The following is a 21,191-nucleotide window of genomic DNA, read 5'->3' on the forward strand; positions in this document are numbered from 1 at the left end:
GGGGGCGTGGGTCAGCCGGCGGCCGTTGTCCTCTCCAGCCAGGACCGGGTGGCCTCGGGCGACCTGATGGCCTCCCACATGGCCGCCGGGTGGTTGAAGTTGGCGACGAACGCGTCCGCGACCCGCTGGTCACCGGTGGCCGTAGCGAAGACGGCGCCCAGGTGCTCCGGCGGCGGCCCGATGTTCAGGTTGGACCAGGCGACGACCGGCTCCGCGATCCGCCACAGCTCCTCGCTCGCCCGCTCGGCGAACCCGGCGTCGAACGGACCGCCGGCCAGGATCAGCCGGGCCAGCTCGAACGCGCTGCGCGAGCCGAGGTTGGCGCCCTGCCCGGTCAGCGGGTCGTTGAGCACCCAGGCGTCGCCGAGGGCCAGCGCCACCCGTCCCGAGGGCAGCGCGGCCCAGCCGCGGCGCACCGTCGGGGTGAGGCCGCCCTGGATCACGTCGCCGGGGCGGATGATCCCGAACTCGCTGTCCGTGATGCGCTCGCGCAGCTCCGGCGCGTACTCGCCGACCAGGCCGAGCAGGGTCTTCTCGAAACCGGCCCGGTCGCCCGCGTGGTCGTAGGACGCGAGCTGCTCCAGCGGGCCGCCGGGCAGCGCCTCCACCACCATGCCGTGGACCGGCCCGTCGGCGGTGAGGATCCGGGTGGAGAAGATCTCGCCGGCCTCGGACACCTGGAAGTGGATGTGGCCCGGTTCGACGGGCGCTATCCCGTGGAAGAGACCGGCGGTCAGGATCCGCTGGGGCTCGGTGTACGGCGAGCGCTCCGGGTCCCGCGGGAAGAGCCCGGTGCGCGCGACGCGCCCGCTCGCCACCACGACCAGGTCGTGGTGGCGGGAGACGCGGTCGATCTCGGCCGCGTCCGGCGCCAGCACCTCCAGCCGGCCGCCGCGCTCCAGGTAGTCGCTGGTCAGCCGGGGCAGATAGAGCCGCAGGTCGATGCCGCTCGCGGGCGCGTCGAGGCGGCCGAGGAAGTGGATGTCCCCGGGCGCGACGAGCCGCACGCCGAGGGTGTGGTGCTTCGGCTGGTCCCAGTGCGCGACGCCCAGCTCCCGCTCGCGCCGGACGGTGTGGCCGAAGCGCACCGGCAGGCTGAGCGGGCGGCCGGCGGCGACCTCCTCGGGACTGCGCTCGGCGTAGACCGTGGTGCTCACCCCGGCCTGCTGCAACCGCAGTGCCAGGTGCAGGCCGGAGACGCCTGATCCGACGATGGCGATGTCTGGCATGGTGCTCCTTCGTGGTGGGACGTCGTACGAGGGGACGGCGGGGCGTCGGCGCCGGGGCCGCGGCCTCAGCCGAACTGGGGGATGACGTGCTCGGCGAAGAGCCGCAGCGAGCGGCGGGCCCGGTCGGCGGGCAGACCGGGCGCCCGGCCGAAGAAGATGACCCGTTCCACGTCGCCCAGGGGCTTGACCCGGTCGCGCAGCCCTTCCGCGACGAGGTCGGGCGGCCCCACGAGGAACAGCTCGCGCGGCAGGTCGTCGACGGAGGGCAGGCCGGGGTTGCCGAACCACTCCTGGAACTTGTCGAGCAGGTACCAGTAGTGCTCCCTGATCTCCTGCCAGCCCTCCTCGGCGTCCTCGCAGACGTAGACGCCGGGGGTGACGATGGCCGTGACACCGAACCGGGCCGGGTCGTGGCCGTGCTCGGCGAGGGTCCTCCGGTACAGGTCGAGGATCTCCGGGGAGGTGCCGAGGTCGGGCAGGAACCGCAGGCCGTGCCGGCCGGCCCGGAGCGCGGCGGCCTTCCCGCCGCCGCCGATCCACAGCGGCGGGTGGCGGTCGGGCACGGGGGTGACCACGACGTCGTCGACGGTGAAGTGCCGGCCGGAGTGGGAGAACGGCTCGCCGTCCCACGCCTTGCGCAGGATCTCCACCGTCTCCTCGGTGCGGGCCCCGCGCTCGGCGCGCTCCACGCCGAGGGCCTCGAACTCCTTCTCGCGGTAGCCGGGGGCCAGGCCCAGTTCCAGCCGGCCGCCGGAGAGCAGATCGGTGACGGCCGCGTCCTCGGCGAGCCGCAGCGGGTGGGTGAGGCTCGCCAGCAGCATGGCGGTGCCCAGCCGGACGCGGCTGGTGCGGGTGGCGATGGCCGCCAGCGCCGGGAAGAGGGAGGGCAGATAGCCGTCGTCGGTCAGGTGGTGCTCGGAGAGCCAGACGGACTCGAACCCCAGCTCCTCGGCGTCGGTCGCCAGCGCGAGGTTGTCCTCGTACACCTCGGCCCAGGGCCGCCGCCAGCGCTCGGGGTTGCGGAAGTCGAGCCAGATGCCGAATTTCACGGTTCCTCCTGGAGATCGGGTCACGGTTCAGCCGGGGGGCGGGGTCCGGTGGGTCAGGCTTCGGAGAGGACGCGCAGGGTGCCGTTGACGGACACCAGAGGGGGGCGCCGGTACCGGCCGCCGGTGGCCAGCACCTCGCCGATGAGCACGGTGTGGTCCCCGGTGTCGTGCCGGCCGTACAGGCGGCACTCCAGCCAGCCCGGGGCGTCCAGCACCAGCGCGCCGGTACCGGGTCCCGGTGAGGTCGCGCAGGTCAGCAGGGCCCTGGCCCGGGCCTCCCGGTCGCCCTCCAGGGCCTGGGCGAGATCGACGCCGGCCACGTCGAGGATCGACACCGCCCACACGCCCGTGCCGAGCAGCGTGGTGAGGACGTCGGAGTCGCGGGGGACGGCCAGGGAGACCAGCGGCGGTTCGAGGGAGACGGAGGTGAAGGAGCGGACCACCACCGCGTCGTGCCGGCGCGCGCCCTCTTCCTCCTCCGCGAAGGTCGTCACGACGGTGAGCCCGGTGGCGAACGTACGCATCGTCGCGCTCAGGTCCAGGGACACGTCAGGCCTCTCGTTCGGGGTGCCGCGGCCGACGCCGGGCACCGGGCAGCCGGGCGGCCAGTACCGACCGGCGGAGCTTGCCGGTGGCCGTCCTCGGCAGGTCGTGTTCGGCGAGCGCCTCCACATGGGCCGCGCGGGCGCCGAAGCGGCTCCGCACCCGCTCCCGCACCAGCTCCTCCACGTCACCGGGCACGGTCCCGGGGCGGGGCCGGAAGAACACCGCGAGGCCGCCGGCCCCCGCGTCCTCCCCGCCGTCGGCGCCGTCGGCGGGGAGGACGCGGGCGACCGCGGACGCCGGCAGGACGCACGGCAGTTCCTCGACCGCGTCCTCGATCTCGTGGCCGTACCAGGAGCCGCCGTCCGTCTCGACGAGACCGTCGGCCCGGCCCGTCACGACCAGCTCGCCGTCCGCCACGAAGGCGAGGTCGTCGGTGACGAGCCAGCCGTCGGCGGACAGCGGGGCCGGGCGCACCGTGCCGCCCTCCAGGTAGGTGCCGGTCACCGGTGTCCCGGTGACCTGGAGCCGGCCCACGGTGCCCGCCGGCACCACCCGGCCGTGCTCGTCCACGACCCGCACGGACACGCCGGGATGCGGGACACCGACCGGCACGAAGCGCCGCGGCGGGCCGTCGCCGGGCCGGAAGACGCCGTCGACGACTCCCGAGGCGGTCTCCGGCATGCCCCAGCCGGGGTGCACGGCCGTCGACGGCAGTCCGTGCGGGGCCAGTGCCGCGACGAAGCGGCGGACGACGCGGTCCTTGACCGGCGCGCCGCCGTTCATGACGTAGCGCAGCCGGCTCAGGTCCCAGGACCGGTGCGGCTGCCGCGCGAGCCGGTCGGCGACGACCGCGAAGGCGGGGTTGGGCGCCCAGGTGGTGTCGATCCGTTCGGCGTCGGCCAGGTCCAGCCAGCGCAGCGGGTCGGCCCGGACCCACGCGGTGTCGGCGTGCACCTGGTGGCAGCCGAGGAAGACGTCGCGCACATGGAACATGACGATCCCGCTGATGTGGTCGAGCGGCATCCAGTTCAGGCTGCGGGTGGCGCCGTCCAGTCCGCGGGCGAGGGCCGTGGCGTGCGCGCGGCCGATCACGTTGCGGTGGGTCAGCGGGACCGCCTTGGGCCGGCCGCCGCTGCCCGAGGTGAGCGTGAGCACCGCCGGGTCCTCCGGCCGGGCGGCGGCCGGCCGGAGGGCGCCGGGGCGGGCCGTCCGCAGCGCGCCGACCGGGCCGAGCGGGCGCAGCCCCGGCGGCGGGCCGGCGGGGGTGTCGTCACCGACGAGCCACGCCCGACCCACCGCGTCGACGGCCTCGGCGAGGCCGTCCGCCCCGGTGCCGGGCGGTACCGGCAGCGGCACCAGGCCGCCCAGCACACACGCCCAGAAGGCGGTGAGCAGGCCGGCGGTGTCCGCGGTCCGCAGGATCACCCGCGCCCCGGGGGCCGCCCCGGCGGCGGCCAGTGCGGCGCGCACGCGGGCCGCGTCGTCGTACAGCTCGCCGTAGGACCGGCGCGTCGTGGCGCCCTCCCCGTCGATCAGGACGACACCGTGCGGGGTGCGGGCGGCGCGCAGCAGGGCCTCGCCCAGCGTGCGGACGGGCGGGTCGGGCAGCGCCCCGCCGTGCAGCACCGCAGGGTCGGCGGGTGCGGTCGCCGTGCCGGGGGCGGTTCCGGTGCGCGGGTGCCCGCTCATGCCACGATGCCCAGGCTGAACGGGTTGTGCGGGGTGCCGCCGAGCAGGTGCGCGCCGGCCGACTGGAGGACCTGGTCCTGGGCGATGACGTGCTGGCGCATCGTGGTCAGGTCGCGCAGCCACCGGTCCAGCGGCGAGGGGCGGTAGACGGCGGTGGTCGCCACCAGGTCGTAGAGCCGGCTGACGAGGGTGCGCGCCACCCGGAAGGCGTTGACGCGCGCGAGGACGGTGTCGACCCGGTCGTCCGGGCCGAGTTCGCCGCCCGCCTCGATGATCTGCGTCTGCCGGCGCAGGCTGCCGTACACGGCGTGCCGGGCCGCGCCCAGTTCCATCTCCGACTCGGCGACGGCCAGCTGCACCCGGTAGGTGTCGGCCCAGGGCGTGGCGGTGGCGCGGTCGGTGCGGCCGGCGGCCAGTTCGCGGACGTGGTCCAGGGCGGCCCGGGCCACGCCCAGCGGCACGCCGGGCATGTTGCGCAGGATGGCCTCCGGGGTGGCGTGCGGCCCGGGGACGCGCGGGGAGCCCAGGCTGAAGGAGTGCCGTTCCGGTACGAACAGGTCCTGGGCCTGGTAGTCGCAGCTGCCGCTGCCGGCCAGTCCGGTGGTGTGCCAGGTGTCGAGGACCTCGAACTCCTCGCGGCGCGCCAGCATGATGCGCCAGTGGCCCGGTGCCCCGTCAGGTCCGGGCTCCGGCCGGCCGTCCCGGTGGACGAAGCAGCCGGCCACCACCCAGTCGGCGTGGGTGATCCCGCTGCCGAACTGCCAGCGCCCGGTCACCCGGTAGCCGCCGGGCACCCGCTCCGCCCTGCCCAGGGGCAGGATCAGTCCCGCAGTGATGATGTCCGGGTCGCTCAGTTCGTCGCGGGCGACGGACTCGGGCAGGAACTGGGCGTACAGCGGCGTGTCCATGCCGATCATGGCGCACCACGCGGCGGAGGCGTCTCCGCGGGCGAGGGTCTCCACGACCTCCGTCTGCTGGACGGAGTCGAGTCCCGGGCCGCCCCGCTCGACCGGCACGCCCATCCGGAACACCCCGGCGTCACGGAGCTGCTGGACCACGGCGGGAGGCAGCCGGCGGGCGCGTTCGATGTCCTCGGAGGCGGCCCGCAGCACCGGGACGAGGTCCCGGGCCCGGCGCAGCAGTTCGTCCGCGGTGACGGGCCGGGAGGTGGCGGGGCGCCTGGTGGCAGGCGCCTGTGATGTGACCATGCGAAGTCCCCTGTCTCACTCGTGTCCGGTGGTGTCCCGCGGTCAGCGGTAACGTCCCGCAGCGATGGCGTTGTTGGGGTCGAGCACTGCCTTGAGCCGGCGGGTGAGGGCGACGGCCGCGGCGTCGACGGCCAGCGCGTCCCGCTGCCCGGCGTGGTCGACGTCCAGCCGGTACGGCGCGAAACCGGCGTCGGCGAACGACGCGTACAGCAGGTCCAGCGCCCGGTGCGCCCGCGCGGCCGCGTCGTCCTCGTGGGGGAACTTCATCGCCACCACGCAGTCGATGAGGTCGGGGCCGAGCAGGTGCAGGGTCGCCGAGAGCCGTACGCCGGTTGTCTCCGCCGCTTCCCGCAGCAGCCGGTCCGCGTGTGCGACCGCCTCGCCGGTGAACGGGAGCAGCGGCAGGAAGAACAGGAACCCGGCCTCCGAGTCGACCTTGTCGGCGCCCACGCCCATCTTGGCGCGGAAGAGGGTGTCGGTGATGTCCGGGTCACCGGCGTACGCGCGTTCCACCAGGCGGGTCACCTCGTGGTGGGGGCGGGCCGGGTCGGCGCCGTCGGTGGCGGAGATCTCGGTGAACAGTCCGGAGCGGCGCGCCTCCGCGGTCAGGATGCCGGTGAGGGCCGCCACCGACTCGGTGGTGCCGTCGACCGGCAGGTGCACCGCCCACTCCCCCTCGGCGCCGCCGTACGACGCCCCGGCCGCCGGGTCGTAGATCCGCGGGACGCCCCGGGTCAGTCCCTGGGCGACCCAGCGGCGCACGGTGTCGGTGACCTCGGCGAGCGCCGGGGCCGGGAAGCCGAGACGGGTCACGCGCAACGCCTCGGGCCGGGCGGGCAGCCGGATCACGGCCGCGGTGACCACGCCCAGGTTGGACTGGACGAACAGCGGCAGCGCGGAGGGGCCCAGGCCGTGGGGGTAGACCGGCGCGGTGCGTCCCGCGCCGGGCCACCAGCCCACCCGGACCGTCTCGCCGCCGGGCAGGACCACCTCCAGGCCGGCGAGGTCCTCGGTGCGCTGGCCGCGCAGGCCGACACCGCGGTCGAGGGCGTTGCCGACGATGCTGGTCGCCGCGGCGGAGACGGTGACGTTGGCCATCCGGGAGGTGTGGGCCAGCAGCCGGGAGAGCCGGCCCTGGGTGACGCCCGGTTCGACGACGGCCCAGCCGGCGTCCAGGTCCAGGGCCCGCACCCGGTCCAGTCCGCCGAGGTCCAGGACCACGGCGCCGTCCTCGGCCGGTTCGCGGGAGCCCAGGCCCCAGTTGCGTCCCGTGCTGATCGCGTGCAGGCTCCCGGAGTCCGGCTCCCGGGAGAACAGCTCCACGATCTCGCCGACCTGTCCGGCGGTGGCGGGCCGCAGTACGGCGGCGACCCGGCGGGAGCGGAAGAGGCTGGTGTTGGGGCCGAGGAGCCGGGTCTGCTCGGCGTCGCCCGCGGGGCGCACCACCCGCTCCTCGCCCAGGACGCGGCCGGCCGCGTCGAGCGCGGCGCGCAGCGCGGCGGACCCGGGGGCGGGGCCGGTGGCGACGGGGCCGTCTACGGCCGTGGACAGTTCGGACATGCTGGTCTCCCTGGACGGTGTGGGTCCTGGTCGGGCGGTCGGTGGTCCGTCAGGCGGCGGTGGCGGAGGTGAGCGAGCCGTGCAGGAACACGAGCGGGTCCTGGGGGGCGCGTACGCCGGTGGCCAGCACGGTGCCGATCACCATGAGGTGGTCGCCGACGGTGAGGGACTCGGCCAGCGCGCACTCCATCCAGCCGGGGCCGTCCAGCAGCAGGGCGCCGGTGTGCCGGCCCGGGGAGGCGGGCAGCGTGCGCAGCGCCTCGGCCCGGTTCTCCCGGGAGCGGGCCAGGGTCCTCGCGGTGTCCGCCCCGTCCGCGGCCAGGATCGACACGCCCCAGGTGCCGGCCGTCAGCAGGTCCGCCAGGAAGGCCGACCCGTGCCGCAGGGAGAGCGCGACGAGCGGGGGGTCGGAGGACACGGGGATCAGCGAGTTGACCGTGATCGCGTCATGGCGCCGCCCGCCGGGCACGCCGGGCTCCTCGGTCCAGGTGCTCACCACACCCACACCGGTGGCGAAGTGCCGCATCACCGTACGCAGATCGAGTTCCACTGCTCATCCTCTCCGTCGTGTGCCGGCCTTCGGGCGGACCCGGGTGGGCGTCCGGCGGCCGTGGGGCGGCCTCCGGCGAGACGAAGGTACGAACCGGGGCGGGCGCGCGGTGCCGTGCTCGCGCATGTGCTCTGTCGCGTTCGCGAACGCCGGACATGCGCGGATGCGGCACTTGCCGTGCGCGGCTGGCCGCGTACGGGGCCCGGCTCCCGGTCCACACTGCGACCGGCGCGGGTGTACGGCGGTGGCCGCCGGGCCCGTGCCCGGCGGGAGGAGGCGCTCCCGCTCACGGATGATCCGGGCAGCAGAGGGGGAACCAGTGATCCGCACCGCGGCCGTGGTGGGAACCGGACTCATCGGCACGTCGGCCGGCCTGGCGCTGAGCCGCCGCGGCGTGCGTGTGCACCTGATCGACGCGGACGAGTCGGCAGCGCGGGTCGCCGCCGCGCGGGGAGCGGGCACGGTCGCGCCGCCCGACGGCCCCGTGGACCTCGCCGTGATCGCCGTACCGCCGGGCCTGGTCGCCCGGGTGCTGGAGCGGCACCAGCACGCCGGGCTGGCCCGGGCCTACACCGATGTGGCGAGCGTCAAGGCGCCCACCGCGCTGGCCGCCGCGTGCGGCGCCCCGGAGCCGGACCTGTTCGTCGGCGGCCATCCCATGGCCGGGAGCGAGCGTTCCGGTCCGCTGGCCGCGCGCGCCGATCTGTTCGAGGACCGCCCCTGGATCTTGACGCCCGGACCGGAGACCTGCCCCGGCGCGCTCAACTCGGTGCTGGCCGCCGTGGCGCTGTGCGGGGCCGTTCCCGTGGTGATGGAGCCGCACGCGCACGACCGCGCGGTCGCCCTGGTCTCGCACGCACCCCATCTGGTGGCGTCCCTGATGGCGGCGCGGCTGGGGGAGGCGCCCGGGCAGGAGCTGCGGCTCGCGGGCCGGGGGGTACGGGACGTGATCCGGGTCGCGGGCGGTGACCCCGGGCTGTGGACGGACATCGTCCGCTCCAACGCACCGGCTCTCGTGGAGATCCTCCGGGCCCTGACGAAGGATCTGGAGGCGCTCACCCGGGCCCTGCACGCGCTGGAGGTGGCCGGTCCCGGTGCCGAGGACGCCGAGGACGCGCTGGCCGTGCTCCGGGATCTGCTGGCCCGGGGCCGGGAGGGCTGGGCGGCGGTGTACGAGCCGGGGGGCGGGGGTCCGGCCCGTGAGGTGACGCTGACGGTTCCGCTGGCCGGCCGGCCCGGCGAGGTGGACCGGCTGCTGCACGCGGCCGAGGAGTCCGGCATCGGCGCGGAGGGCATCCGGCTCTCCTGGTCGGGTGCGTCGACGGAGCTGTCGGCGAGTCTGGCGGCGTCGCCGGCCGCCGCCGAGTCGATGCGCCGGCGGCTCGCCGCCGACGGCTGGCGGGTGTCGGTGGCCGCCGCCCGCTGAGCCGCGGGCGTCCGTACCAGGGCCCTGGTCCCCCTTCCGGGCGGGACCAGGGCCTTTCCGTGTGCCGTCAGCCGTCAGCCGTCGGCCGGGGTGCCGGCCGGCAGTCCGTAGGCGTCGGATATCAGCTCGTAGGAGCGCACGCGGAAGTCCAGGCTGTGGGAGTTCATGGCCAGCATCAGCTCGTCCGCGCCGGTCCGCTTCCTGAGTTCGTCCAGGCCGGCGGTGACCTCGTCGGCCGTTCCGTACAGCGCGTTGTCGAGCCAGCCGCCGAGGACGGCCGTCTCCCGCTCGGTGAAGACGTGGGCCTCGGCCTCCTCGGGTGTCGGGATGAGCCCGGGCCGTCCGCTACGCAGCCGTACGGTGGCGAGCGCGCCGGTGAGTGCCTGCCGGCGGGCCTCCCGGGGGTCGTCGCCGGCGAACGCGAAGACGCCGAGCGTCACATACGGCTCGGCGAGGACCGCGGAGGGGCGGAAGGTGCTGCGGTACAGCTCCAGCGCGGGCAGGGTGTTGTGCGCGGAGAAGTGGTGGGCGAAGGCGAACGGCAGTCCCAGTTCTCCGGCGAGGCGGGCGGAGAAACCGGAGGAGCCGAGCAGCCAGACCTGCGGGTGTTCGGTGTGTCCCTGCACCGGGCCGGGGACGGCGTGCACACCGCGGTAGGGGTGGCGGTCGGGGAAGTCGCCCCGCAGGAAGCCGATGAGTTCCCTCACCTCGGCGGGGAAGTCGTCGCCGGCGCCGGGTGTGCCGCCGGTCCGGCGCAGGGCCGCCGCCGTGGCGCCGTCCGTGCCGGGCGCCCGTCCGAGGCCGAGGTCGATCCGGCCCGGGGCGAGGGCCTCCAGGGTGCCGAACTGCTCGGCGATGACGAGGGGGGCGTGGTTGGGCAGCATCACGCCGCCCGAACCCAGCCGCAGCCGCCGGGTGTGGGCCGCGAGGTGGGCGAGGATCACGGCGGGGCTGCTGCTGGAGATGCCGGGCATGGAGTGGTGCTCCGCGACCCAGTACCGCAGGAAGCCGCGGGACTCGACCAGGCGGGCGAGCCGCTGGGAGGCTGCCAGCGCCTGGTGGGCGGTGTTCCCCTCGCCGAGGGCCACCAGGTCCAGAACGGACAACGGGACGGGAGCGGTTCCGTGCGCACTGCCCCGGACGGGGCCGCTGATTGGCTCAGTCATGCCCGCGGGAACCGGGGGTCCTCGCAGGCTATTCCCGGCCAGATTCGTCAAGTGACCTGTTTTATACGGCTGTTGAGGAGAGGTGGCCGCGTCCGGCGGCGGCCGTCTCCCCTGGCCGGAGGGGTGGGAGCCCCTTCCCGGCCGGGCGCGGGGAGGGGCCGGAAAGGGGCCGCCGGGGGGCCGAAGTTGGCCGGAGATCATCCCGCGTCACTTGACCGACCCGGCCATCACCCCTTGGACGAAGTGCCGCTGGAACGCGAAGAACACGACCACCGGCACGATCAGCGACAGGAAAGCGCCCGGTGCCAGTACGTCGATGTTGCTGCCGAACTGCCGTATCTGTGACTGGAGTTGGACAGTCAGCGGCTGGGCGGAGCTGTCGGCGAAGAGCAGGGCGACCAGCATGTCGTTCCACACCCACAGGAACTGGAAGATGGCGAGCGAGGCGATCGCCGGACGGCCCACCGGCAGCACCAGCCGGGTGAAGATGCGCCACTCGGTGCCGCCGTCCATCCGGGCCGCCTCCAGCATCTCCTTCGGCATCTCCGCGAAGTAGTTGCGCAGCAGGAAGACGGCGAAGGGCAGGCCGTACGCCACGTGGAAGAGGACGACCCCGGGGATGGTGCCGAACAGGCCGAGCGCGCCGAAGAGTTTGGCCACCGGCAGCAGGCCGATCTGCACCGGCACCACCAGCAGGGCCACCACGAGCAGGAAGAGGGGCTCCCGCAGCGGGAAGTCCAGCCAGGCGAAGGCGTACCCGGCGAGGGCCGCGATGACGACGACCAGGGTGGTGGCCGGCACCGAGATCAGCACGGTGTTCCAGAACGCCTGGGTGATGCCCGCGTTCTTCAGCAGGGCCGTGTAGTTGTCGAGGGAGAGCCGGCCGGGGTCGGCCAGGGTGGTCCACCAGCCGCCCCGGGCCGTGTCCTGGGCCGAGCGCAGAGAGGAGAGGAACAGTCCGGCGAGCGGGGTCAGCCAGACCAGCCCGACGACCACCAGGAAGGCCTGCACCAGGCCGCTGCCCAGGCCGCGCCTGATCGCGTTCATCGCTGACTCCTTCGGAAACGGCGGACGTTGAACACCATCGCGGGGACGACGAGGAGCAGCAGCAGGACGCCCAGGGCACTGCCCAGCCCCTGGTTGTTGCCGCCGCCGAACGACACCAGCCACATCTGGGTGGCGAGGACGGTGGCGTCCTCCTGGACCGGGCCGGGCGCGATGACGTAGACGAGGTCGAAGACCTTCATCACGTTGATGACGAGGGTCACGAAGACCACGGTGAGCACGGGCGCGAGCAGCGGGACGGTGATCCGGCGGAAGATCTGCCACTCGTTCGCGCCGTCCATGCGGGCGGCCTCCAGTGCGTCACGCGGGAGGGTGGACAGTCCGGCGCCGATGAGCACCATGGCGAAGCCGGTCCAGATCCACAGGTAGGCGCCGATGATGGCCGGGGTGACGAGGGCGGGGCCGAGCCAGGAGACGCCCTGGTAGGGCGGGGCGAAGTTGGCGGCGGGCAGCCGGACCGTGTACGAGCCGTCGTGCAGGCCGGTGAAGCGGAAGGAGCCGTCGGCCGCGGTGGCCGTGCTCGCGACCGTCCTCCCGTCGCGCACCGCCTCCACCCTCATCCCGGGCAGCCCGCTCTCCCGCGGGTCGACCTTGCCCTGCTTGCCGCCCCCGCCGGGGGTGAAGTCCAGGTAGACGACGCCGCGCAGGTCGCCGGGGGCGGCCTCGGTGCCGGCCGCGGGGGCCGCGGGTGCGGCGTCGCGTGGCAGGTCACCGGGCAGGACGCCGACCATCGGGAGGGTCACCGTCTCGCCCGGGGTGGCGCTCGTGCGGTAGGAGCCGTCCCGGTCCCGGGTGAGCACTCCGGTGCGCCCGCGGGCCGTCGGGTACGTCGAGGTCCCCTTGAAGGCGTCGTGGACGGAGACGACGGCGGCGTTCAGCACGCCCTTGTCCGGGTCCGCGTCGTAGGCGAGGCGGAAGATGATGCCGGCGGCGAGGAAGGACACGGCCATCGGCATGAAGAGCAGCAGCTTGAAGGCGGTGGCCCAGCGGACCTTCTCCACCAGGACGGCCAGGATCAGGCCGAGCCCGGTGAGCAGGGCGGGCGCGACGACCACCCAGACGACGGTGTTGCGGATGGCCTTGAGGGTGGCCGGGTCGCGGAACATCTCGGCGTAGTTGCCGCCGCCGACGAACCGGGTGCCGGAGGCGTCGAAGAAGCTCCGGCCGACGGAGAACAGCACCGGGTAGACGACGAGCGCGCCGAGCAGGAGCAGCGCGGGGAGGACGAAGAGCAGGGCGATCAGCCCGGCGCGCCGCCGGCCGCGGCGCACGCGCGCCGGGCCGGCGGCGGCCCGCGGGCCCGCCTGCTGTTTCTCCACAGTGGTGGCGGTCATGGCGTGGCTCAGTTCCGGTAGGCCTTGGCGGCGGCGGACTCCAGCTTCGCGGCGGTCCCCCTGGGGTCGGACGGGTCGCGCAGGAAGTCCTGGAGGAGCTTCCACTCGCCGGTGCCCTTGGTGCCGCCGAAGGCGGCCGGTGCCTGGTCGGACATGTCGAAGCGGACCGAGTTCCCGGCGCCGGTGAGGGACTTGGCGGTGGCGCGGGTGACGTCGTCGCCGTACCGGTCGAGGCCGAGCTTCCTGTTCGGCGACAGGAAGCCGCCCGCCTTCGCCCACACGGCCGCCGCCTCGGGGGTCGCCAGGTATTCCAGCAGCTTCATGCCGGCCTTGGCGTTCTTGGCGTCCTTGAGGACGACCGCCGCGTCACCGCCGCTGACGACGGGTGCGCTGCCGCCGCCGACCGCGGGGAAGGGGAAGAAGTCCGCGTCCTTGCCGATGGCCTTCCCGTACTGGTCGTGGGCGACGCCGGCGACGAAGTCGCCCTCGTAGACCATGCCGGCGCGGGGCCTGGGGCCGAAGACCTTCTCCACGGAGCCGGGGAAGTCGGTGTTCAGGGCCTCGTTCGGGCCGCCCGCGACGAGCTGCTTGTCCTTGAACAGCTTGCCGAGGGTGGTGAGCGCCTTCACGACGCTGGGGTCGGTCCACTTGAGGGTGTGGGCGGCGAGGGCGTCGTACTTCCCGGGGCCGGCCTGGGAGAGGTAGACGTTCTCGAACCAGTCGGTGAGGGTCCAGCCGTCCTGTCCGGCGACCGCGAAGGCGGCGAGCCCGGAGTCGGAGACGGTGTGCCCGGCCTTCAGCAGCTCGTCGTACGTCTTCGGCGGCCGGACCCCGGCCGCCGTGAGCGCTTCGGGGCTGTACCAGACGGTCGACTTGTGGGCGGCTTTGAAGTAGAGGCCGTACAGGGTGCCGTCGACGCTGCCGTACTTCTTCCACACGGGGGCGTAGTCGGCGTCGACGGTCCGCCGGGCGTCCGGCGAGAGCGGCGTGAGCCAGCCCTTCTTCGCGAACTGCTTCAGGACGCCGACCTGCGGGACCATCACGACGTCGGGTGCGTTGCCGCCCTCGATCTTGCTGCCGACGACGGTGGAGACGTTGTCGCCGGTGGACACGAACTGTGTTCTGGCGCCGGTCTTCTCGGTGAAGGCGTCCAGCACCTTCTGGAAGTTCTTCTGTTCGCTGCCGGACCAGACACCGGCCACGGTGACCGTCTGGCCGTCGAGGGCCTTGTCACCGCCGCCCGCGGAGACCGGTCCGCCGCCGCAGGCGGTGGCGCCGAGGGCGAGTGCGAGGGCGGTGCAGCCGGTGAGCAGGGTCGTGCGTCGTCGCATCATCGTTGACGGACCTTTCGGTAGGGGAGATGACGGAGGATCAGAGGCCGGTCAGCCACCAGGCGGCCGTGGAGCCGGGCAGGACGCCGGGCGGGCAGGAGCCGTCGCTGGAGAGCAGGGGGGTGCCGGGGACCGGCGCGGGGGTGGGAGCCGTACCGAAGTTGACGGCGCAGACCAGGCCGTCGCCGCGGACGAAGCCGAGGACGCCGGGCGGGGTGTCGAGCCAGCGCAGGGCGCCCTCGCCCAGTTGGGGCAGCGAGTGCCGCAGCTGGAGTCCGTCGCGGTACAGGTGCCAGAAGGAGCGGGTGTCGGCGAGGGCCCGGTCGGTGGCGTACTCGGCGAAGTACGACGGCTGGGGCAGCCAGGGTCTGGCGCCCTCCGCGCCGGAGGTGAAGCCGAACGGCGAGGCCTGCCCGGACCAGGGCAGCGGCACCCGGCAGCCGTCGCGGATGCGGGCGCGGCTGCCGGTGCGCCGGAAGATCGGGTCGGTGAGCACGTCGTCGGGCAGGTCGACGACCTCGGGCAGGCCCAGTTCCTCGCCCTGGTAGATGTACGCGGCGCCGGGCAGCGCCAGCATCAGCAGTGCGGCGGCGCGGGCGCGGGCGGCGCCCAGGCCGCTGCCCTCGGTGGCGGGTTCGCCGTAGCGGGTGACGGTGCGGACCTGGTCGTGGTTGTTGAGGACCCAGGTGACGGTGGAGCCGGTGCCGGCGATGTCCTGCATGGCCTCCGAGATGACCTTGCGGAAGGCGTCGGCGTCCCAGGCGGCGCCGAGCAGGTCGAAGAAGAAGGCCTGGTGGAGTTCGTCGGGGCGGACGTAGAGGGCGTGTTCGCGGGCGGTGGGGACGGAGACCTCGCCGACCAGGAGGCGTTCGCGGCCGTCGCGGCCGGTGTACTCCTCGCAGACGGCGCGCCAGTGGCGCCACACCTCGTGCACCTCGGGCTGGTTCCAGGCGAGGGGGTTGACCGAGTCGCGGGTGCGGGCGTCGGCCTGCGGGTCGTCGGAGTCGGGCAGCGCGGGGTGCTTGTACAGCCCCGCGGCGACATCGATGCGGAAGCCGTCCACTCCCCGGTCGAGCCAGAAGCGCAGGACGCGTTCGAACTCGGCGGGCACCTCGGGGTCGCGCCAGTTCCAGTCGGGCTGTTCGGGCGTGAACATGTGCAGGTACCACTGGCCGGGGCGGCCGTCGGGCTCCGTGACCCGGGACCAGGCCGGCCCGCCGAACATGGCGTGCCAGTTGTTGGGCGGCTCGCTGCCGTCGGGGCCCCGGCCGTCGGCGAAGTGGAAGCGGGCGCGGGCCGGGCTGCCGGGTCCGCCGGCCAGGGCGGCGCGGAACCAGGGGTGCTCGCTGGAGCAGTGGTTGGGGACGATGTCGAGGAGCACCCTGATGCCGAGCCGCCGGGCCGCGGCCATCAGCAGGTCGAACTCGGCGAGGTCGCCGAAGACCGGGTCGACGTCGCAGTAGTCGGCCACGTCGTAGCCGTGGTCGTGCTGCGGCGAGGGGTAGAACGGGCTCAGCCAGATGCCGTCGACGCCGAGCTTCTTGAGGTACGGGAGCCCGGCCCGGACGCCGGCGAGATCGCCGATGCCGTCACCGGTGCTGTCCAGGAAGCTGCGGACGTAGACCTGGTAGATCACCGCGTCCCGCCACCAATGATGCCTGTTCAACCCTGTGGAACCTGTCTCTGAAGGGGGCTGTTATGCATGCATGTTAGGTAGGCGACGCGCGAAGGTGTCAACGAAGTGAGCAGAAGCTACTGGCCGGTTGACTGGATGAATGCGGGCAAATTACCGCAGGATGAACGCAGTCGTGATGCCTGCGTTACCTAACAAGTAACTATCGACGGGCGATGGCGTCGAGTTCGCGCGCCAGTCGGCGCACGGCCTGCCCGGGCGTCTGCCGCCCGGTGAGCGCGTCCTGCACGACCGCTTGCACGGCCAGGCTGACCTGGTCGTAGTGCGGGCTCCGGGGGCGCGGCCGGGCCGTCACGACCGCGGTGCGCAGGGTCGGCAGATAGGGGAACCTGCGCACCAGCGCGGGATCCTCGTACAGCGCGGCGCGCACCGGCGGCAGCGCACCCCGCACGAGCACCTCGCGCTGGACGGGTGCGCTGGTGAGGTAGGCGATCAGCCGCGCGGCGGAGTCGGGGTGCCGGGCGTGGGCGTTGACCGCGAGGTTCGACCCGCCGAGGACGCTCGTCCCCGGCCCGTCGGGCCCGGGCAGGGGTACGGCGCCGATCCGCCCGGCGACCTTCGAGCCCGCGGCCGAGGCGACGGCGTACGCGTAGGGCCAGTTGCGCAGGAAGAGCAGCCTGCCGTCCTGGAAGGCCCGCTTGGACTCCTCCTCCTTGTACGTCAGCGCCTGCTTCGGTATCCAGCCCTCGCGGACGCCGCGGGCGAGGAAGCCGATGCCCTCGCGGGCCGCGGCGGAGTCGACGGTGACGCGTCTGCCCTCGCCGCCGAGGATCGTGCCGCCCGCCGAGTACACGGCCTCGGCCGCGTTCACGGTGAGCCCCTCGTAGGGCAGGAACTGGCCCGCGTAACCGCCGAGCCCGTACTTCGGCGCGATGGTCCGCGCGTCGTGCTCCAGTTCGGCCCAGGTGCGCGGCGGGGGCACGCCCTCCTTCGCGAGGACGTCCTTGCGGTACAGGAGCAGCCCGGCGTTCGTGACGTACGGCACCGCGTACAGCCGGCCGCCGTACGTCGCCGTGTCCACCACCGGCGGCAGGAAGCTGCGCAGCGGGAAGCGGTCGCGGGGCAGCGGGCTGATCCAGCCGGCCGCCGCGAACTGCGAGGTCCAGTCCACGTCGATGTTGAGGACGTCGAACCGGCCCCGGTCACCGCCGCGCAGGTCGGTCGTCATCTGCGCGTGCGTCTCGTCGGCGGAGTCCGGCAGCTCGACGAGGGTGACCCGCTCCCCGGGGTGGGTGCGGTTCCAGCCCCGCAGCAGCGGGCCGAGATAGCCGGTGAGGTCCCCGGCGGTGGCCAGGGTGAGCGGGCCGCGACCGCCGCGGGCGGCCTCCTCGGCGCGGGCACCGGAGGCCACGTACCCTGCCATGATCACCGCGAGTACGAGAAGGCCCCTACCGGCGGCGCGCGTCCACCGCATAGGTTCCTCCCTGTACACCGGCACCACGGGCGTCTTCGCCCGGGGACAGAGGCCATGTATACCTGTTAGGTATGCGCGATACTAGGGCCTGGAGCACATGCGGCAGACAGGAGGACAGCACGCGTGCGCCTGCCCCTCCTGGCACTCCTCGCCCGCGGCCCGGCCCACGGCTACGAGCTGAAGCAGGACCTTGAGCAACTGCTGGGCTCCGCGTACCCTCAGCCGAACGTCGGCCAGGTCTACGTCACCCTCGGCCGCCTGGAGAAGTCCGGGCTGATCGAGGGCGAGGACGTCGAGCAGTCGAGCCGGCCCAACAAGAAGGTCTACCGCCTCACCGAGGCCGGACGTGAGGCACTGCACGTCTGGTTCGAGGAGACCGAGGACGAGCCGCGGGTGCGGGACGAGTTCTTCATGAAGCTCGCCCTCGCCCCGCAGACCGGCCTCGCCGACCAGGTCGCGCTGATCAACCGGCAGCGGCGCCAGTACCTCAACACCATGCGCGTCCTGTCGAAACTGGCCGCGGCCGAGGACCGGGACAACCGAATCGCCCATCTGCTGATCGAGGGCGCGATGCTGCACCTCCAGGCGGACCTCGACTGGCTGGAGCGGTGCCAGGAGGAACTGGAATGAGCGAGCACGCCGCCCCCGTGCTGCGGGCCGAGGGCCTGGTGAAGACCCACCACGGCGAGGGCGTGCCCGCGCGTGCCGTGCGCGGGGTCGGCCTGTCCGTGGCGCGCGGCGAGTTCGTGGCGATCACCGGCCCGTCCGGTGCGGGCAAGTCGACGCTGCTGCATCTGCTCGGCGGGCTCCAGCGGCCGGACGAGGGCAGCATCTGGCTCGACGGCCGGTGCACGGACTCCTTCGGCGAGGCCCGGTGGGCGGTGGAGCGCAGGAGATCCATCGGGATCGTCTTCCAGTTCTTCAACCTGGTGTCGAACCTGTCGGTCGCCGACAACGTCGAGCTGCCCGCGCTGCTGGCCGGTGTGCCGCCGAGGAAGGCCCGCGCCGAGCGCGCGGAACTCCTCGCCGAGCTGGGCCTGGAGGGCAAGGAACGCAGCATGCCGGGCGAGCTGTCCGGCGGCGAGCAGCAGCGGGTCGCGCTCGCCCGGGCGCTGGTCAACCATCCGCCGCTGCTCCTCGCGGACGAGCCGGCCGGCAGCCTCGACAGCAAGGGCACCCGCGAGGTCATGCGGCTGCTGTCCCGCTTCCACGGACGCGGGCAGAGCATCGTCCTCGTCACCCACGACGCCCGGCTGGCCAGCGCCGCCGACCGGGTGATCAGCTTCTTCGACGGCCGCATAGCCGACGACGCGACCCTCGACGGCACCCCGTCGTCCCGGCGCGGCGGCATCTCCGCCGTACTGGAGCTGAGGGACTGATGCACCGACCGCGCACCCGCCCGCCGGCGGGACACCCCCGCCCGAGCCGCCCGGGACCGGCGGGGTGGCCGCCGGCGCGGGCCGGGCTGAGAGGCTGAGGCGGGTGCGGGCCGCTCTGCGCTGGGCGCACTCCGATCTGCGCACGCACCGCGGCGAGGCACTGTTCCTGGTGCTGGCGACCGCCGGCATCGTCGCCTCGCTGCTGTTCGCCACCGCCCTGTTCGGGTACGCCACGAACCCCTGGCAGCGGACCTTCGCCGAGGCGCGCGGGGCACACGTGTGGCTGCACACCACCCCGGCCGCCGACGCGCGCGCCGTGGCCCGGCTGGACGGCGTCACCGCGGTCGCCGGCCCCTACCGCACCGAGTCCGCCACCGTCGCCGCCCGCGGCGCCCGGGCCGCCGTGGAACTGCGCGGCACCCCGCGCCCGCCCTCCGTCGGCCGGCCGCTGCTGACCGCCGGGCGCTGGCTGGACCCGGCCGCGCCGGACGGCGTGGTGCTGGAGAGCAGCCTGGCCCGCGCCCTGCTGGCCGAACCCGGGGACACCCTCACCCTGCCGGGCACGGCCCGCACCCTGACCGTCGTGGGCGTCGCGGACAGCGCCGAACCCCCCTACCGCCCGGGCGAGCAGCCGGGGCTGGTGTGGGCGCTGCCGTCCGCGGTACGCGCCCCCGGCGGCCAGGTCGTCGGGCTGCGGCTCGACGATCCGGGCGACACGGACTACGCCGTGCAGCGCGCCGTCACCGTGCTGGGCGCGGGCGTGGTCGGCGAGGTCTCGACCTGGCAGCAGGCCCGCGCCGCGGCGCAGGGCGAGAACCGCCTGCTGGGCCAGGTGCTCGGACTGTTCGGGCTGGGTGCCCTGATCGCCGCCGGGTTCGCGGTGCACGGCGCGATCGCCACCCGCATCCGCGGCCATCTGCGGGACCTGTCGGTGCTGAAGGCGATCGGCTTCACCCCCGGCCAGGTCGTACGGATCTTCCTGCTCCAGCATCTGGCGTACGCGCTGCTCGGCGCCGTGGCCGCGGCGGCGCTCACCGAGGCGCTGGGCAGCCGGGTCCCGGGACGGCTCGGCGACGCCGTGGGCGTGTGGCAGGGGCTGCCCGGGCACACCGTGGCGCTGTCCGCGGTGCCGGTGGGCGCGGTGCTGTTCATCGGCCTGACCACGGGGCTCGCGGCCTGGCGGGCGGGGCGGGTGCCGCCGGTCCCGGTGCCGCGCCCGGCCGGTCCGGCGGGCGGCCGGCTGACCGGGCCGGCCCGGCGGGCGCTCGGCCTGCGGTTGCCGGCCGCGCTGGTCCTCGGCTGCCACAAGGCGTTCGCCGGGCGCGGCCGGTCCCTGGCCACCGTGGCCCGGCTGACGCTGCCGTTGCTGCTGATCGTGGTGGCGCTCAGCGCGTGGACCACGCTCGACCGCTTCCACAGCAGCCCCGAGCGGATGGGCCTGCCCACGGCGCTCACGGTCCGCTCGGACGGTGCGCCGGCCGCGTCCGGCCTACGGGCCCTGCTGACCCGCGATCCCCGGGTCGCCGCCGCCTACCCGGGCGTCGAGGTGGCCGCGCTGGTCCCCGGGCAGACCGGGACGATCGCCCTGCGCGGCATCGGCACCCGCTCGGAGCCCTGTCCCCGTGTCCTCGCCGAGGGCCGCGCGCCCCGCGGGCCGGACGAGGCGGTGGCCGGGCAGGGCCTGCTCGACCTGGTGCACGCGCGGGTCGGGGACTGGGTGCGGATGACGGTGGGCGACCGGCCGCAGATCCTGCACATCGTGGGCCGCAGCATCGAGCCGCAGAACGCCGGGCGGGTCGTGACGACGTCCCTGGACACCCTCCGCGAGAACGATCCGGGCGTGTCCGCGGCCTTCTGGGAACTGCGGCTGCGCCCCGGCGCCGACCCGCGGCGGGTGGCCGCCGCGCTCACCGCGGCCGGCCGGGGCCACCTGGAGGTACATCCGGTGACGAACCCCGCCGACGGGTTGTCCCCGCTGCGCGCGGTGGTAGCCGGGCTGATCGCCGTACTGGCCCTCATCGGTCTGGTCGAGCTGCTCACCGCGATCGGCGGCACCGTCCGCGAGGGTGAGCGGGACGTGCTGGCGCTCCGGGCGATCGGGATGTCGCCGCGGCAGATCACCGGGATCGCCGTCACCGCGACGAGCTGTACGACCCTGGCGGCGGCCGTCGCCGCCATGGCGCTGGGGCTGCCGCTGGCCCGCCGGCTCATCGATGCCCAGGGCGGTTCCAGCGGGATCGGCGCCGGGATCGCCCAGTCCCCCGCGCCGGGGGTGCTGCTCCTGCTGGGCTCGGCCGCGGTGCTGGGCGCGGCGGCACTGGCGGCGCTGCCGGCGGCCCGGGCGGCCCGGCGGCGCCTCGCGGACACGCTGAGCGCGGTGGGCTGAGCCCGGCCCGGAGGAACGGTCCCGCCGGGCCGTCCGGCGCCGCGGTCTCTCAGCTCCGGCCGCGCAGTTCCCGGTAGGTGGCGACGAGGGCCTTCGTCGACGGGTCGAGGCCGGGTACGTCGGTGCCTTCGGTGAGGGCGGGTTCGACGCGTTTGGCGAGGACCTT

At 74.4% G+C, this 21,191-nt stretch carries 17 protein-coding genes; 4 read left to right on the top strand and 13 right to left on the bottom strand.

Translation table 11 applies throughout. The annotated features are described in order from the left end of the window. Window positions 1-11: 11 nt before the first annotated feature. The 7 genes from ABZ117_RS32930 to ABZ117_RS32960 form a co-directional block, all read right to left on the bottom strand. Window positions 12-1,229, bottom strand: coding sequence for a styrene monooxygenase/indole monooxygenase family protein (locus ABZ117_RS32930; RefSeq protein WP_356826239.1), 1,218 nt, complete (start codon window positions 1,227-1,229; stop codon window positions 12-14). A 65-nt stretch (window positions 1,230-1,294) separates the two neighbouring features. Continuing rightward, complete coding sequence (locus tag ABZ117_RS32935; RefSeq protein WP_356826241.1) at window positions 1,295-2,278, bottom strand: LLM class flavin-dependent oxidoreductase; 984 nt, start codon at window positions 2,276-2,278, stop codon at window positions 1,295-1,297. Window positions 2,279-2,331: 53 nt separating this feature from the next. Next, window positions 2,332-2,826 (bottom strand): flavin reductase family protein, encoded by a 495-nt coding sequence (locus tag ABZ117_RS32940; RefSeq protein ID WP_356826243.1) that lies wholly within the window; start codon window positions 2,824-2,826, stop codon window positions 2,332-2,334. A 1-nt stretch (window position 2,827) separates the two neighbouring features. Continuing rightward, window positions 2,828-4,513 (bottom strand): AMP-binding protein, encoded by a 1,686-nt coding sequence (locus ABZ117_RS32945; RefSeq protein ID WP_356826245.1) that lies wholly within the window; start codon window positions 4,511-4,513, stop codon window positions 2,828-2,830. Next, window positions 4,510-5,721 carry an acyl-CoA dehydrogenase family protein gene (locus ABZ117_RS32950; RefSeq protein ID WP_356826247.1) on the bottom strand — a complete coding sequence of 404 codons (1,212 nt, stop codon included), beginning with the start codon at window positions 5,719-5,721 and terminating at the stop codon, window positions 4,510-4,512. The genes ABZ117_RS32945 and ABZ117_RS32950 overlap by 4 nt, the downstream gene beginning before the upstream one ends. 42 nt (window positions 5,722-5,763) lie before the next feature. Further along, the gene (locus ABZ117_RS32955) at window positions 5,764-7,281 is read right to left on the bottom strand and encodes an FAD-binding oxidoreductase (protein ID WP_356826249.1); all 1,518 of its coding nucleotides are present in this window, start codon (window positions 7,279-7,281) and stop codon (window positions 5,764-5,766) included. 49 nt (window positions 7,282-7,330) lie between these two features. Continuing rightward, window positions 7,331-7,831 carry a flavin reductase family protein gene (locus ABZ117_RS32960; RefSeq protein WP_356826251.1) on the bottom strand — a complete coding sequence of 167 codons (501 nt, stop codon included), beginning with the start codon at window positions 7,829-7,831 and terminating at the stop codon, window positions 7,331-7,333. 319 nt (window positions 7,832-8,150) lie between these two features. Here ABZ117_RS32960 and ABZ117_RS32965 point away from each other — a divergent pair, with 319 nt between their 5' ends. Further along, window positions 8,151-9,257 carry a prephenate dehydrogenase gene (locus tag ABZ117_RS32965; RefSeq protein ID WP_356826253.1) on the top strand — a complete coding sequence of 369 codons (1,107 nt, stop codon included), beginning with the start codon at window positions 8,151-8,153 and terminating at the stop codon, window positions 9,255-9,257. Window positions 9,258-9,331: 74 nt separating this feature from the next. On the opposite strand, the gene ABZ117_RS32970 is transcribed toward ABZ117_RS32965, so the two are convergent. The 6 genes from ABZ117_RS32970 to ABZ117_RS32995 all read right to left on the bottom strand — a co-directional run bounded on the left by ABZ117_RS32970 (window position 9,332) and on the right by ABZ117_RS32995 (window position 17,260). Next, window positions 9,332-10,423, bottom strand: coding sequence for an LLM class flavin-dependent oxidoreductase (locus ABZ117_RS32970; RefSeq protein WP_356826255.1), 1,092 nt, complete (start codon window positions 10,421-10,423; stop codon window positions 9,332-9,334). 207 nt (window positions 10,424-10,630) lie between these two features. Continuing rightward, window positions 10,631-11,470: a carbohydrate ABC transporter permease gene (locus ABZ117_RS32975; protein ID WP_356826257.1), complete on the bottom strand. Its 840-nt coding sequence runs from the start codon at window positions 11,468-11,470 to the stop codon at window positions 10,631-10,633. Next, a complete protein-coding gene (locus tag ABZ117_RS32980) occupies window positions 11,467-12,822 on the bottom strand; it encodes an ABC transporter permease subunit (RefSeq protein WP_356826259.1) in 1,356 nt (451 codons plus the stop codon). Before ABZ117_RS32980 ends, ABZ117_RS32975 begins: the two co-directional genes overlap by 4 nt. Window positions 12,823-12,830: 8 nt before the next feature. Further along, complete coding sequence (locus ABZ117_RS32985) at window positions 12,831-14,156, bottom strand: ABC transporter substrate-binding protein (RefSeq protein ID WP_356826261.1); 1,326 nt, start codon at window positions 14,154-14,156, stop codon at window positions 12,831-12,833. 37 nt (window positions 14,157-14,193) lie between these two features. Beyond that, on the bottom strand, window positions 14,194-15,819 hold the full coding sequence (locus ABZ117_RS32990; protein WP_356826263.1) for a glycoside hydrolase family 13 protein: 1,626 nt from the start codon (window positions 15,817-15,819) through the stop codon (window positions 14,194-14,196). A gap of 169 nt (window positions 15,820-15,988) precedes the next feature. After that, window positions 15,989-17,260 (bottom strand): ABC transporter substrate-binding protein, encoded by a 1,272-nt coding sequence (locus ABZ117_RS32995; RefSeq protein ID WP_356826265.1) that lies wholly within the window; start codon window positions 17,258-17,260, stop codon window positions 15,989-15,991. Between the two features lie 123 nt (window positions 17,261-17,383). On the opposite strand from ABZ117_RS32995, the gene ABZ117_RS33000 reads away from it, so the two are divergent. The 3 genes from ABZ117_RS33000 (at window position 17,384) to ABZ117_RS33010 (ending at window position 21,025) form a co-directional block, all read left to right on the top strand. Then, window positions 17,384-17,890: a PadR family transcriptional regulator gene (locus tag ABZ117_RS33000; protein ID WP_356826267.1), complete on the top strand. Its 507-nt coding sequence runs from the start codon at window positions 17,384-17,386 to the stop codon at window positions 17,888-17,890. Further along, a complete protein-coding gene (locus tag ABZ117_RS33005) occupies window positions 17,887-18,639 on the top strand; it encodes an ABC transporter ATP-binding protein (RefSeq protein WP_356826269.1) in 753 nt (250 codons plus the stop codon). Before ABZ117_RS33000 ends, ABZ117_RS33005 begins: the two co-directional genes overlap by 4 nt. Window positions 18,640-18,742: 103 nt before the next feature. Continuing rightward, window positions 18,743-21,025 carry an FtsX-like permease family protein gene (locus ABZ117_RS33010; RefSeq protein WP_356826271.1) on the top strand — a complete coding sequence of 761 codons (2,283 nt, stop codon included), beginning with the start codon at window positions 18,743-18,745 and terminating at the stop codon, window positions 21,023-21,025. Window positions 21,026-21,191 lie beyond the last annotated feature (166 nt).

Origin of the sequence: Streptomyces sp. NPDC006309, assembly GCF_040613095.1 — a bacterium.
GTDB lineage: Bacteria > Actinomycetota > Actinomycetes > Streptomycetales > Streptomycetaceae > Streptomyces.